The organism is Paenibacillus lemnae (assembly GCF_012933385.1).
Lineage (GTDB): Bacteria > Bacillota > Bacilli > Paenibacillales > Paenibacillaceae > Paenibacillus_AQ > Paenibacillus_AQ lemnae.
The window spans coordinates 1-12,976 of the sequence record NZ_JABBPN010000011.1; the positions used below are offsets into that span (position 1 = coordinate 1).

16 protein-coding genes are annotated in these 12,976 nt (G+C 47.0%); all 16 read left to right on the forward strand.

Annotated elements, in window-relative coordinates:
- A partial coding sequence (locus tag HII30_RS12595; RefSeq protein WP_169505402.1) for a helicase-related protein occupies positions 1–1,114 on the forward strand: 1,114 nt, incomplete at its 5' end.
- Positions 1,115–1,399: 285 nt separating this feature from the next.
- Positions 1,400–2,041: a ComF family protein gene (locus HII30_RS12600; protein ID WP_169505403.1), complete on the forward strand. Its 642-nt coding sequence runs from the start codon at positions 1,400–1,402 to the stop codon at positions 2,039–2,041.
- A gap of 98 nt (positions 2,042–2,139) precedes the next feature.
- On the forward strand, positions 2,140–2,544 hold the full coding sequence (locus HII30_RS12605) for a flagellar protein (RefSeq protein ID WP_169505404.1): 405 nt from the start codon (positions 2,140–2,142) through the stop codon (positions 2,542–2,544).
- A gap of 111 nt (positions 2,545–2,655) precedes the next feature.
- The gene (gene flgM, locus HII30_RS12610; protein ID WP_169505405.1) at positions 2,656–2,940 is read left to right on the forward strand and encodes a flagellar biosynthesis anti-sigma factor FlgM; all 285 of its coding nucleotides are present in this window, start codon (positions 2,656–2,658) and stop codon (positions 2,938–2,940) included.
- An 11-nt stretch (positions 2,941–2,951) separates the two neighbouring features.
- On the forward strand, positions 2,952–3,452 hold the full coding sequence (locus HII30_RS12615; protein WP_169505406.1) for a flagellar protein FlgN: 501 nt from the start codon (positions 2,952–2,954) through the stop codon (positions 3,450–3,452).
- A gap of 15 nt (positions 3,453–3,467) precedes the next feature.
- Entirely contained in the window at positions 3,468–5,063 is a 1,596-nt protein-coding gene (flgK, locus tag HII30_RS12620) for a flagellar hook-associated protein FlgK (RefSeq protein ID WP_169505407.1), read from the forward strand.
- A gap of 16 nt (positions 5,064–5,079) precedes the next feature.
- The gene (gene flgL, locus HII30_RS12625) at positions 5,080–6,012 is read left to right on the forward strand and encodes a flagellar hook-associated protein FlgL (RefSeq protein ID WP_169505408.1); all 933 of its coding nucleotides are present in this window, start codon (positions 5,080–5,082) and stop codon (positions 6,010–6,012) included.
- Positions 6,013–6,021: 9 nt separating this feature from the next.
- Positions 6,022–6,591, forward strand: a complete 570-nt coding sequence (locus HII30_RS12630) for a DUF6470 family protein (RefSeq protein ID WP_169505409.1) — start codon at positions 6,022–6,024, stop codon at positions 6,589–6,591.
- Between the two features lie 95 nt (positions 6,592–6,686).
- Positions 6,687–7,127: a flagellar assembly protein FliW gene (gene fliW / locus HII30_RS12635; protein WP_169505410.1), complete on the forward strand. Its 441-nt coding sequence runs from the start codon at positions 6,687–6,689 to the stop codon at positions 7,125–7,127.
- Between the two features lies 1 nt (position 7,128).
- Positions 7,129–7,359 (forward strand): carbon storage regulator CsrA, encoded by a 231-nt coding sequence (csrA, locus tag HII30_RS12640; protein ID WP_169505411.1) that lies wholly within the window; start codon positions 7,129–7,131, stop codon positions 7,357–7,359.
- A 53-nt stretch (positions 7,360–7,412) separates the two neighbouring features.
- Entirely contained in the window at positions 7,413–7,994 is a 582-nt protein-coding gene (locus HII30_RS12645) for a hypothetical protein (RefSeq protein ID WP_169505412.1), read from the forward strand.
- 157 nt (positions 7,995–8,151) lie between these two features.
- The gene (locus HII30_RS21850) at positions 8,152–9,918 is read left to right on the forward strand and encodes a flagellin N-terminal helical domain-containing protein (protein WP_169505413.1); all 1,767 of its coding nucleotides are present in this window, start codon (positions 8,152–8,154) and stop codon (positions 9,916–9,918) included.
- Positions 9,919–10,055: 137 nt separating this feature from the next.
- Positions 10,056–10,442, forward strand: a complete 387-nt coding sequence (locus HII30_RS12655; RefSeq protein WP_169505414.1) for a flagellar protein FlaG — start codon at positions 10,056–10,058, stop codon at positions 10,440–10,442.
- 17 nt (positions 10,443–10,459) lie between these two features.
- Complete coding sequence (fliD, locus tag HII30_RS12660; RefSeq protein ID WP_169505415.1) at positions 10,460–12,016, forward strand: flagellar filament capping protein FliD; 1,557 nt, start codon at positions 10,460–10,462, stop codon at positions 12,014–12,016.
- Positions 12,017–12,035: 19 nt separating this feature from the next.
- Positions 12,036–12,455, forward strand: coding sequence for a flagellar export chaperone FliS (gene fliS, locus HII30_RS12665; protein WP_169505416.1), 420 nt, complete (start codon positions 12,036–12,038; stop codon positions 12,453–12,455).
- On the forward strand, positions 12,448–12,813 hold the full coding sequence (fliT, locus tag HII30_RS12670; protein ID WP_169505417.1) for a flagellar protein FliT: 366 nt from the start codon (positions 12,448–12,450) through the stop codon (positions 12,811–12,813). Before fliS ends, fliT begins: the two co-directional genes overlap by 8 nt.
- The last annotated feature ends 163 nt before the right edge of the window (positions 12,814–12,976 follow it).

Consider the following 12,976-nt stretch of genomic DNA (forward strand, 5'->3'; position numbering starts at 1 on the left):
CACGGCCGGGGGTTCCCCCACCGCGGCCCTGGGCCGGTGGGGGCTCAGCGCAGCGCAGGGCGCCGCCGCCGGCGCTGCGCTGCGGTTTCTGGCGGAGCCGGCCGTGCCAGGCTCCGCGGCCGCCCGCTTCCTGATCTGGGCGGTGACGGGTGCCGGGAAGACCGAAATGATCTTCCCGCTGCTGCAGTCCGTCCTGGAAGCCCGCGGGCGGGTGCTGGTGGCGGCACCTCGAAGGGATGTGGTGCTGGAGCTTGCACCACGGCTCGCCGCCGCCTTCCCGGATCAGTCGGTCATCACGCTGTACGGAGGCAGCCCGGACCGCTGGAAGCGGGGCGGGATTACGCTGGCGACCACACATCAGCTGCTGCGATTCAGGCATGCTTTTGATCTGGTCGTGATTGACGAGATTGATGCTTTTCCTTATCATAACGACCCCATGCTGGATTTTGCGGCAAAAGGGGCATGCAAGCCGGGCGGCAAGTACATCTACTTGTCTGCCACACCGCCGGACAAGCTGCAGCGGGAAGCGGCCTCCGGCCGATTGCGTCATGCCAAAGTCCCGGCGAGGTTTCACGGACATCCGCTGCCCGTACCATCTGGTCTTCGAGTACCATCGGTTCAGCAGTGTCTTGCTCAAGGTCAACTTCCGGCATCCTTGATTCGGAGGCTGCAGAGGTCTCTTGCCAGAGGAGCACAGGTCTTTCTGTTTGTGTCCCGCATTCGGCATATTGAGCCATTCGTCCAGCTGTTGTCTGCCTCTCTGCCCCGGGATATTGTGATCCAAGGGACATCTTCTGTGGATGCGGACAGAGCGAATAAAGTCATGTCCTTTCGTGAGCGGGATATTCGTCTGCTCGTCACGACCACCATCCTGGAACGGGGTGTGACCGTACCCATGAGCGATGTGTTTATCCTGGATGCAGACAGCGAGATGTTTGACGAGGCTGCTTTGATTCAGATGGCTGGCCGGGCTGGCCGCTCGAAGGACGACCCCGCTGGAAGTGTTGTTTTCGGGAGTCCGCACTGGACGCGTTCGCAGCGCCTGGCCATACGCCAGATTAAGCAGATGAACCGCATTGCCCAGAAAGGCGGCTATTTACGGAGTTCTTTCTGAGTACACTGGATATATATATTTTTCATGAAAGGCAGTGATTGTGAGACCATGATAACCACAGCGCTTAACCATCTCTTGGAGAAGATCCATCACCTGCTCGCACCAACAGGCAAAGCGTGTATCACCTGTACCCGTAAAACCATATTGCTGCCCTCGCATTATGGAATATGCAGTGCCTGCTACAAGAGTATTCCCTGGATCCTTAAACCTCGATGTTTGCGATGCGGCAGATCAATAGGCTGCCCGGATTGCAGCCGCCGTGATGTGGAGCCGTTTTATTTTACAATGAACCGAAGTGCGGTATATTACAATTCTTTAATGAAAGAATGGCTGTCCCAGTACAAGTATAGGGGCGACGAAAGATACGAAGGGTTAATATCCGGTATGCTGCAGCAAGCCTATGATTCTCTTGTGCAGGAGATCACGTCCAGGGGCTGGTATATGAAAGAGAAGCTGGCTCAAAGGCATACAGTGGCGAAGACCCCCTTTCAGCAAGGCAGAGAACCGCAGCACATGTGGAAACCGGATGTCATTACATTCGTTCCTGTTAGTGAACAGAGGTTGGTAGAACGCGGGTTTAACCAGGCCAGAGCCATAGCGTCCAAGGTTGGGGCATCCCGGGATGTACCGGTAAGAGACTTGTTGAAGAGAAATTACGATTCGGAAAAACAAAGCTATAAAACCAGAGCGCAGCGTCTTGCCAGCATGCACGATCTATTTGGTGTCAAAGTTCAGGAGTTTCAGTCATGGCTCAATCATACATATACCACTTTAGGAGAGTCCGCCAGGCCGATATCCATTCTGTTGATCGATGATATATATACGACAGGCAGTACATTGAATGCATGCAGCCGGGTTTTGCAAAAAGCTGCAACAGCTGCATGTGTTCAGGTAGACGTATACGGTCTGACCTGGGCGAGATCCTAGTATCAATGATAAGTACATAATTTACTAGAACAGAGCTTAATGGTAATATGAGGATGAATGAAACAGTTCACTTCAAAGTTAGTTTACGGGAGGCTGCTATGAACGTTGGAAATTGTCCTCGCTGCGGTAAATTGTATGCATTAAACCTGAGAGACATGTGTATTAACTGTCAAAAAGAGATTGAGCAGGAGTATGAGCGTTGTGTAGAATATCTTCGGAAGGAACGCGGAGCGACCATTCATGAAGTATCGGAAGCCACGGGAGTTTCCATCCAGCAGATTACACGGTTTGTACGTGAGGGGCGTATATCCACGGTAGAGGCTCCCAATATGAATTATCCTTGTGAAGTGTGCGGGATTCTGATCCGGGAGAGCAATATGTGTGAATCTTGCAGATCCCGCCTAACGAAGGAGATCAGACAGGTCGTGACGGATTCGACAAGCACTGACAAGCAAGAACGCAGTGGAGATGGAGCTTATAGGGCTTTAGACAAGTTCCGGTAATGTGAAATCCATACCATAGTACTATTAAGAATGATTCAACCCCGGCCGATAATCTTAGTATAAGGTTATCGGCTGATTTATTTTATAGTAATGAATAGGAGGGTGAGTGCATTGAAGATTAATGAGAGTGGACGAGTAACAGGCGTTCAGCACTATCAGAGAAACGTGGAATCTCATCGCCAGGAAGATGCCAAGAAGACCCGGCGCAAGGATGAGGTATCCATATCCACCGAAGCGATGGAGATGCTGCAGGCGCAGGAGAAGACTCAGGACACAGATCGTGCCCAAAGAATTCAGGATCTTAAATCCCAAGTTGCTGCCGGAACCTATACGGTGGACGCAGAGAAATTAGCAGAGAGACTGCTTCCGCACTTCAAGCAGTTTACTGAGAAATAGGCGGGCTGAACATGGCAGTAGACCAATTGATTAAAGTCTTAGAGCAGCTAAACACCGTATATAGTAACATGCTGACACTTGCAGACAGTAAAACGAACGCCATTAAAGAGAACCAGGTTGATACCGTAGTACAGATTATGAATCAGGAATCCAAATCCGTTAAACTCGTCGAGCAGTTGGAGCATAAACGTGCAGAAGTTACGCAATTGTTCCTTCATTCTAGAGGGATTAAGTCACAGCTTGAACTAAATGTAACTGAACTGTCAAAGCTGGTATTCGATCTGGAGGAAAGAGAGAGGCTTTTGAACATTCAATCTACATTGTCTGGTACCCTGTTGAGGTTAAAGGAGAAGAACGACCTGAACCAGCAGTTAATCAAACAATCCCTTGATTTTATCGACCTCTCATTAGATTTACTGACAGGAAAACCGTCTCAGGATATCACCTATCAGCATCCGGGTGAGCGCAGCAGTAATACAGGTCGTACAGGGCTTTTTGATACACGCGCATAAACAGGGGGAATTTAGATGCGATCAACTTTTCATTCCATAGAGACGGCCAAACGAAGCCTGTTCACACAAACAGCTGCGCTCGGAACGACCGGACATAATATAGCGAACGCGAACACAGAGGGGTATTCTCGGCAGACGGTCAAGATGACCGCCGCCCGTCCTTTAGAACCTTACGGATTGACGAAGTCGACAGCACCGGGACAGATGGGGACTGGTGTTGAGTTCACATCCATTGAACGAATCCGTGAAATGTTCTTAGATGATCAATTCCGGGGAGAGAATAGTTCGTTTGGCAGCTGGAATATTCAGGCGGATACCCTGGATAAGCTGCAGGCTATCTTTACAGAGCCGTCCGATACGGGGATAAGAACGGTCATGGACAAGTTCTTTACTTCATGGTCCGACCTAAGTAAAAATCCGGAAGATCCGACCGCACGCAAGATCGTGGTTCAGACCGCCCAATCATTTACGGATGCACTGAATCATATGAGTAAGCAGCTGGATAATCTGAATTCGGATCTGGGTAAGAACGTTGCTGTGAAGGGTACCGAGATACAGACCTATCTGACATCTATTGCCGATCTCAACCGTTCAATCACAAGAATCGAAGGTATGGGTGATCATGCTAACGATCTTCGTGATCAACGGGATCTGCTTACAGACAAGTTGTCCAAAATCCTCAATATTACTGTCACTCAGGGAGATGCCGGATATAATATTTCGGTAGGGGGTCAGGCTCTGATCGAGGGCCCAGCTGTCTCAGTGACAGTGGATTCTGCATTTCTGGAGAATGCATTTGCTTCAGGAGACCTGAGCAGCGGTGAAGTACACGGAATGATTGTTTCCAAAGATCACATTGTCACCGATTACCAGCGGCAGCTCGATAATTTGGCGAATACGATTGTGAATGGAGACGTTCCTGTTAAACTTCCGGCGGGATCACGGGTGCCGGATGGCTCAGTGTTCGATACTGATGTTGAAGTATCTGTTAACGGCACATTGAGCACAGTAGTTGCAGGCCAACAGGTTCCTGCAGGAGCCGTTCTGGCAAAGGATGCTTCAGTTACAGTTAAAGGACTTAATGGTCTGCATCAATTGGGATATACCATGGATGGGACCGCAGGAAATGGACTCCCTTTTTTCGTGGCTTCGGATAACGGTGGGACGATCACGGCTGGTAACATCAGTCTGAATGGCGTCATTGCATCCGACCCCAGCAAGATTGCGACTTCCATGCGTACGCAAGGCAGTGGAGATGATGAGCAGGTGATTAAAGGTAATAATACACTTGCCTTGCTGATTGCAGGTTTGAATATAGCTCCGTTTACCGCTGCTGATGGAACCAAAGGTACAATCGCCTCTTTCTATAGTTCAACCGTAGGACAATTGGGTGTGCAGGCTCAGGAAGCGAATCGGCAGACCAATAATGCCCATGTGTTAGTCACACAGGTCGAAGGTCGGCGCCAATCGGTAAGCGGCGTGTCGCTCGATGAAGAGATGGCTAACATGATCAAGTTCCAGCATGCTTATAGTGCTGCTGCCCGGTTTATGACCACATTTGATCAACTGCTGGATAAATTGATTAACTCGACCGGTACGGTCGGCCGTTAAGGAAGGAGGTTAACCCATGCTTAGAGTTACATCCAATATGATGAATTCCCAGCTGCTGCTGAACTTGAACCGTAATGCACGTTCCATGAATGAGACTCAGATTCAATTATCTACAGGACGCAAGCTGAACAAACCATCTGATGATCCTGTAGGGATGACCTATTCGCTTCGTTATCGTTCGGAGTTAGCAGAGAATGAACAGTACATGAAGAATGTAGATAGTTCGATATCATGGCTGGATTTTAATGATACCGTACTCGGACAAGCAGGGAGTGTGGTGCAGCGTCTTCGCGAGTTAACGGTACAAGCATCGACAGGAAGCAACCCGCAGTCGGCTCTGGACAGCATTAACGAAGAGATTGCCCAGCTGAAAGAACAAGTGGTGGACATCGCCAACAGCAAGCTCAACGGGAAGTATATTTTTAACGGGCAGAAATATAACGAGAAACCTTACGAGTTTGAGGTTGGGTCGGACGGGACATACGATACTACAGCAGCTGCCTCGCGTCTCACAGACCCGGGGTCCATCGATTACATTGTCGGAGAGAGTGTGAAGCTGAAGATCAATGTATCCGGCAACGAGGTGTTTGGCAGCAATGAACCTAAAGATGAGCATGATAATCTCTTCACGATTATTAATGCTTTATCTCAGGCCTTAAAAGATGGCAATACAGATGCTGTATCTGCTCAACTGGATCATATTGATACCCGCATGGAGAAGATATTGTCAGTACGCTCCGAGATTGGGGCAAAGACGAATCGGGTGGAGCTGATGCAGGGCCGCCTAAGTGATTTGGAGCTCAATCTGACCGATCTGCAGTCGAAGACGGAAGATGCCGATTACGAGAAGCTGATCATGACTTCCAAAATTCAGGAGAATATCTATAATGCTTCGCTCTCTGTAGGGGCCAAGATTATTTCGTCTTCCCTTGTTGATTTTCTGAGATAGAGGGTGGGAATGTTGGCTCAGCCTATACTGCAGATTCGTCAAACTCCGGGGAGGATTCATATTGACGCCGATCCCGGAACCTTCTCCATCCGTCAGCCCAAAGCTGACATTTCCCAGCGTACGGAGCCTGCACAATGGAGTATACGCTACTTCCGTCCGGAAATGAGGATCGATCAGTCCAAAGCGTTTGCTGCCTATCATGGCGGCAATATGATCGATATGAACAGCATGATCTACTCTGGAATTGAGCAGATATTCCTCCAGGCTATTGCCAGACGAGTGGAGCAGGGGAACCGGATGGCTGAATTCTTCAAACCGGGGAATACCATTGCCGAAGTATATGGTAGTGATACCAAGGCGAATTCATTTCCGGAGTTTCGTGGACCCGCATCCATGGATAATGTAGATATTACGATCCAGACCCGGCCCCCGGAGATTTCCTTCCAGCCTGCCGAAGTGAATCTGCAAGTGGAGACGCATAGGCCGGAGATTCAATATACCCGCGGGAAGCTGGATATTTATATGAAGCAATATCCGGCTGTTCAATATACGCCGCCTGATCTGGATACTTATATGTAATATTATTAAAGCTTTAGATGAGCTGTGGCACGCCGTCTAAAGCTTTTATGCTATTTTAGTCTGTAATATAGGTTTAATAAGGAGTGATACACGATATGATGATTCAAACAATGGCATGGGGATCTTTAGAGGTAGATGAGTCGCAGAAATATCAGTTTAATAAGGGAATGCCGGGATTTGAACAGGAAACGGAATTTGTGCTAATCCCATTCGCAGATGAACCTTTTTCTTACTTGCAGTCTCTGAAAAATAAAGACCTTGCGTTTTTGCTGGCAGATCCGTTCCAGTTCTATCCGAATTACGAATTTGAGCTGCCGGAAGAAGAGGCGAATGAGCTTCAGATTGATGGCAATGTGGTTATTCGCTGTGTGCTTACCCTCAAAGATCAGGTGGAGCAATCCAGTATCAATCTCCTTGCTCCCCTGGTAATGAATCCAGATCAACACATGGGTAAGCAGATTGTACTGCACAAGTCTCCTTACCAGACACGTCATCCGCTTTGGTCGCAATCTATAGATGTAGAGGGGAGTGAGTGAAATGCTTGTACTTTCCCGCAAAAAAGGGGAGTCGATCGTGATTCAGGATCACATCGAAGTAACCATTCTAGGTATAGATGGAGATAACGTCAAAGTCGGTATATCTGCACCATCTCATGTTGATATTTTTCGGCAGGAGGTATATGCAGCCATTCAGGAGGCAAACCGTGAATCTGCAGCTTCAACGCCATCCAATCTGAATGCGCTGATAGAGCGGCTTCGAGGGAAGTAGTGTGTTCATGCTTAGAATATAGTTTTAGCTGGAACCAGGGGGATCGGGTCTGAATGTTCAGAAGAATACTTTTTATGTTAGGTTTGCTGTTCATTATAGCTGTGCTTGGAGGATGCGAAGCCAAGGATAATGCAGAGTCATTGCACAAGATGAAGATGCTTGTCGTGGCGTTCGGGCCGACCGAGGAAGAATTTCACGAAGTTATAGAGCAGGACATGGTGAAGGGCCTGAATCGCGATGTATTCTTTATGGCGGAACGGTATTTGAAGTATTTCTTCAAGCCGACGGGTGATATTTTAAATGGTTCCGAAAGCGTGGCATATAATCTATCGTATTTATTTAACCTGCCGGTCAAGCTGTATAAGAATATCTCGTATGATTTTACACTGACAGAAGATGAGTTGAAAGGTTCCATGATGACACAGGCGATGAAGTGGATGTTGGTTGTATACGACGTGATAACGGCACTGGTTGGTTTGCTGCTAGCTCTAGTTATGCTGCCTATAGGTGCTTTGATTGGGTTAGTGGCCCATCCGATCGCTACATTCCTTGATCTGATACCTTCATTATGGGGATTAATTCAATCCATTTATGCTGCAGTTGCTCATTTTTTCACTTGGGAATCAAGAACCTGAAAAAATATATGAAAAAATCCGCATCATCTATTAAATGAATCCTCCCAATGGTCGATATATATATCAGACGCTGATCCGGCAGGGCGGCCGACCTTTAATGGTTCAGCGTTTACCACATGGACGTGGATATTAACTTATTTCAGGGAGGAAACACCTAATGATTATCAATCATAACATTGCGGCGCTGAACACTCACCGCCAACTGTCTGCAAACACTGCAAACACAAACAAGAATATTGAGAAGCTGTCTTCCGGTCTTCGCATCAACCGTGCTGGTGACGATGCTGCAGGTCTGGCAATCTCCGAAAAAATGCGCGGTCAGATCCGTGGTCTCGACCAAGCTTCCCGTAACGCTCAAGATGGTATCTCTTTGATCCAAACCGCTGAAGGTGCACTGAACGAAACGCACAGCATCCTGCAGCGTATGCGTGAAATCTCCAACCAATCTGCTAACGGAACGAACACCGATTCCGATCGTCAAGCTCTGCAAGACGAAATGAACCAGCTGACTTCCGAGATCAACCGTATTGGTAACACTACTGAGTTTAATACTCAGAAGCTGCTGAATGGTGGTATTGGATCTAGTGAAAGTAGTAAGATGACAAAGGCTGCTAGTGCATCGTTTGAAGTAGCAACAACTGCAACCAATTACAATGCATTTGCAGTTGCGGATATCGCAGACGCTGCTGATGCAAAAATCACAGTAGATGGTAGAACATTTAACCTTCAGTCTGTGTTTGAACAAGAATGGGCTAGTGATTACAAAGCTTCTGGTGGTGCCGGCGATATAGACGATTTTATCAATGAACTTAAGAATGTTACATCGGGTGGAGTCAAATTATCTGATGTAGTAAACATTGATAAAAATGCTGCAGGAGATTTAAAAATCACAGCTAAGTCTGAGGGAGCTAACAGCAAAATTTCTATTGATGCTGGGACAGGTACAGATGCAGATGCAGTTGCTAATATGTTCTCGGTAGACTCAGCTGCTAACCTTAACACAACTGGTTCAGGTGACGGTGTAGTGATTGGAACTCCCGCCACAATTGAACGAGCTGGTCTTCAAGCTGCGAATGATCTTTCATCTGACGTTACACTAGCTGCGAACTCGACTTTTGAAATTAAGGTGGGAACTGAGAGTGCAGTAAAAATTGACTTAGGACCGGATGCAAAGACATATGACATCGATAACACTGATGATAATGTAGCAAATGCTGCGAGAGCTGATCTAGTTAAAGATTTAAATGCTGCTCTTCAAAAAGCTGGACTAGATGGAAAAGTTACAGCATCGCTTTCTGCTGATAATGAAATTCAGTTTATTTCTGAAACAGGTAAAGACCTTGAATTAACTGATGGAACAGGAACGCCCCTAACTGGAATTGGATTTGCAACTGCTGACTTGACAGCTGTGAAAAACGTTGAGCAAGTAGTAGGCGCTGGCGCTCAAGGAACTGGTTTCTCCACTAAGTTCCAAATCGGCGCTAACACTGGCCAATCCATGTCCCTGAACATCAACGATGTTCGTTCTGCTGCACTGGGTATTACGGGTAATGCTGGTCAAGCTGGTTTCACGAAAGAAAACAGTGTAACCAACGGAACTAACGACATTAAAGCAGAAGCTGCTCTGAACATCTCGACACGTGAAGATGCTTCCAAAGCAATCGATGTTCTGGATAAAGCAACGTCCCTCGTTTCCAGCGAACGTGCTAAACTGGGTGCTGTACAAAACCGTCTGGAGCATACCATCAACAACCTGGGTACTGCTTCCGAGAACCTGACAGCTGCTGAGTCCCGTATCCGTGATGTGGACATGGCGAAAGAAATGATGGAGCAAACCAAGAACAACATCTTGGCTCAAGCTGCTCAAGCGATGCTGGCTCAAGCAAACCAACAGCCACAAGGCGTACTTCAGCTGCTTCGTTAATATTATCTTATCTAATAGAAGTCCTGGGCATTTTGCCTGGGGCTTTTTCTATTTATCTTTATGCAGATCCTAAACAAAAGACAGAAGACAGCCGATATATAGGTATACATTGAATATGTCCGTTGGAGGTAGAAGGAATGGAGATCAAGTTTTCGGTTTCTTCCAGCACATTGTCATCATCACCGGGTCAGTCTCAGGGGGCTTCGATTGGAGAGAGCACTGCTCAACATTTAGCTTCAACGATTAAGAATGCACAGGATGCCGCTGACAAACAGCAGCAAGGCGTTAAACTATCGGTAGGTGAAGAACACCTCATCAAAACAATAGATCGGGCTCTCAAATCGTTACAAGGACCCGAGACGACGCTAGATATCAGCATACATGAGAAGACCCATGAGATTATGGTCAAGGTGTTAAACAAAGATACCGGCGAGGTTATTCGGGAAGTTCCGCCAGAGCGAACACTGGATCTAGTCGCTAGTATGATGGAGATCGCGGGAATCTTGATCGATGAAAAGGCATAACTGAAGGAGGGAAATGCATGCGGATTACAGGCTTTTCAGGTATGGACATTGACAGCATGGTCAGGTCATTAATGACAGCCAAGCGTGTACCGCTGGACAAGCTGAACCAGCAGAAACAACTGCTCCAATGGACTCGTGATAGCTACCGAGAAATGAACAGCAAGATCATTGATTTTCGAAACAATAAACTTTTAAAATATGGAACCTCCGCCGAGATGAACACACAAAAGGCAGTATTGTCAGGCAATACAGAGGCTGTGAGAGTGGACGCTACAGTGGATGCTAACGGAGTGCCTATGTCTGTGTCGGTTGCCAGACTGGCCGAGAAGTCCAGAATGCAAAGTGCCCCATTGCAGACAGCCGTAATTCCGGCAGATGGATCTACGGCTGAAGTTCCTGCCAAGCCGGCCAGTCTCACAACCACGCTAAGTGCATTTTATGGGACAGATGCGCCGGATGAGTTCGAGATGAATATAAACAACACCAAGATCACTTTCAGTAAGAATGATTCCATTAGTACCGTAATCGGCAAAATTAACAATGATAAGACTGCTAACGTCAAGGCTGTGTTTGATGAATTGAGCGGCAAATTCACCATAACTGCGAAAGAGTACGGCACTGACCTAAAGCTTGCAGAAGGAAAAGCACAGTCATTTCTTAGTCTGATTGGTTTGAACGGTGACGATATTCAGACTGCCAAACAGGGCGGTATCTTTGTAAAGAATACAAGTACGGGAGAAGAAAAATATTACGATACTAAAGACAACACGGTATTAGTGAACGGTATGAGAATCACAGCCCTAGCCCTTACCATGGATCCACCCGCTGAAGGAACGAGTCCCGAGAACATCATTCGTACATCGGATAAACCTGCAACTATTACCACCGAGACCGATTCACAAAAAGCTGTAGACACGATCAAGGCCTTTATCGATGACTATAATTCCATGCTAGAGTTATTTAATAACAAGGTCGGAGAAGAGAAGTATCGTAACTTTCAGCCGCTCACGGACGAGCAGCGCAAGGAAATGAGCGAAAGTGATATCAAGCTTTGGGAAGGGAAAGCGAAGAGCGGTCTTCATAAGAATGACGAGATATTGCGCAGTGCATTGACATCCATGAGGTTCACAATTACATCAGCTCTTGGAGATTTGTCGTCTTACGGAATTACAACCGGTCAATATTTTGAGAACGGAAAGCTGAAGCTGGATGAAACGAAACTTAAATCCGCCATCGCAGAAAATCCGCAGCGGATCATAGATGTATTCCAGGGACCGTCCAGTGCGCCAACTACAGGAATTCTAGACAAACTTGCTGCAGAGATGAATAGAACTTTGGATAAATTAGTAGAAAAAGCAGGAACTAGTAAGTTCTCAGCAGATGCAAACAGTTTATTCAGACCTGAAAGTATGATGGGTAAGCAGTTGAAGGATTTTGATAAACGCATTTTTGATATGTCTGCTCGCCTTACACGCATGGAAACTGCATATTATCGTCAATTCACAGCGATGGAAACCGCTATGAGCAGATTTGAATCCCAGTCGTCCAGCCTAGCGAACTATTTCCAAAAATAAGTGAAGGATGGGATCCTGAATGATAACTTCACCCTATGATAAATACCGTCAATCTTCTGTAAAGACTGCTGCACCCGAGCATCTGGTTGTGATGCTATATGATGGTGCCATTCGATTTATACGAACCGCTATGCAAGGTTTGGAGTCGAGCGATGTCACGAAATCCAATCTTCATTTTGGCAAAGCCCAGACTATCATCAGTGAGTTGATGTCCACGCTGGACCAATCCTATGATGTATCCAAAAATCTCTACGTACTCTACGAATATACTAATTTTCTGCTGATCGAAGCGAATATCAAGAAAGACAAAGCTAAGGCAGAGGAAGCACTGGGATATCTGGTAGAACTGCGGGAGACCTGGGTAGAAGCCTCCAAGATTGCAGGATCTCAAGCACAGAAGACAGCTTCGATCGGCTCTGGTGAAGCCATCCATGGATAGCGGTAGCATGACGATCCATGAACTGGATATGTGCATCTCGGAGCTGAAGCAGGAGACGGAGCGGGTCATAAGCGGATTGGCTGCAATGTCGTATGAGGAATTGGAAGTGTTTGTGGAGCACAGAGAGCAGCTGGTGAAACAGCTTGGGGAGTTAGCGGCTCAGACCCCGCCAAATACTGAGCAGCAAAGTCAAGTCCAGCAGATTCTCCAGCATGATGCTGCCATCCGAGCCCGCATGAATGCTCTCTGCTTGGAAGCCCAGGACTGGATCCGTCAACGGAACCAGGCTAAAGCTCAGCGCAGTGCCTATGAGGGATACGGGGTTACGGACAGCATTCTTATGGATCGTAAGAAATAGAATAGATACATTGAATAAAGCTGTCACTCGACATGTAAGAGTGATAGCTTTTATTTTAATTTCAAAATTCAATTAAACTTTTCCTGGATTAACCATAGCAATATATGGTAGAATGAGTCGGTAGAACCAGGTCTGAAAGACTAGTTATTGTCGAGAGATATCA

Coding starts and splice junctions, on each gene's coding strand:
- fliD (WP_169505415.1), top strand. CDS start 10,460: ATGCGGATTACAGGCTTTTCAGGTATGGACATTGACAGCATGGTCAGG.
- fliT (WP_169505417.1), top strand. CDS start 12,448: ATGGATAGCGGTAGCATGACGATCCATGAACTGGATATGTGCATCTCG.
- HII30_RS12600 (WP_169505403.1), top strand. CDS start 1,400: ATGAACCGAAGTGCGGTATATTACAATTCTTTAATGAAAGAATGGCTG.
- fliS (WP_169505416.1), top strand. CDS start 12,036: ATGATAACTTCACCCTATGATAAATACCGTCAATCTTCTGTAAAGACT.
- HII30_RS21850 (WP_169505413.1), top strand. CDS start 8,152: ATGATTATCAATCATAACATTGCGGCGCTGAACACTCACCGCCAACTG.
- csrA (WP_169505411.1), top strand. CDS start 7,129: ATGCTTGTACTTTCCCGCAAAAAAGGGGAGTCGATCGTGATTCAGGAT.
- HII30_RS12645 (WP_169505412.1), top strand. CDS start 7,413: ATGTTCAGAAGAATACTTTTTATGTTAGGTTTGCTGTTCATTATAGCT.
- HII30_RS12615 (WP_169505406.1), top strand. CDS start 2,952: ATGGCAGTAGACCAATTGATTAAAGTCTTAGAGCAGCTAAACACCGTA.
- HII30_RS12605 (WP_169505404.1), top strand. CDS start 2,140: ATGAACGTTGGAAATTGTCCTCGCTGCGGTAAATTGTATGCATTAAAC.
- flgL (WP_169505408.1), top strand. CDS start 5,080: ATGCTTAGAGTTACATCCAATATGATGAATTCCCAGCTGCTGCTGAAC.
- HII30_RS12630 (WP_169505409.1), top strand. CDS start 6,022: ATGTTGGCTCAGCCTATACTGCAGATTCGTCAAACTCCGGGGAGGATT.
- fliW (WP_169505410.1), top strand. CDS start 6,687: ATGATGATTCAAACAATGGCATGGGGATCTTTAGAGGTAGATGAGTCG.
- flgK (WP_169505407.1), top strand. CDS start 3,468: ATGCGATCAACTTTTCATTCCATAGAGACGGCCAAACGAAGCCTGTTC.
- HII30_RS12655 (WP_169505414.1), top strand. CDS start 10,056: ATGGAGATCAAGTTTTCGGTTTCTTCCAGCACATTGTCATCATCACCG.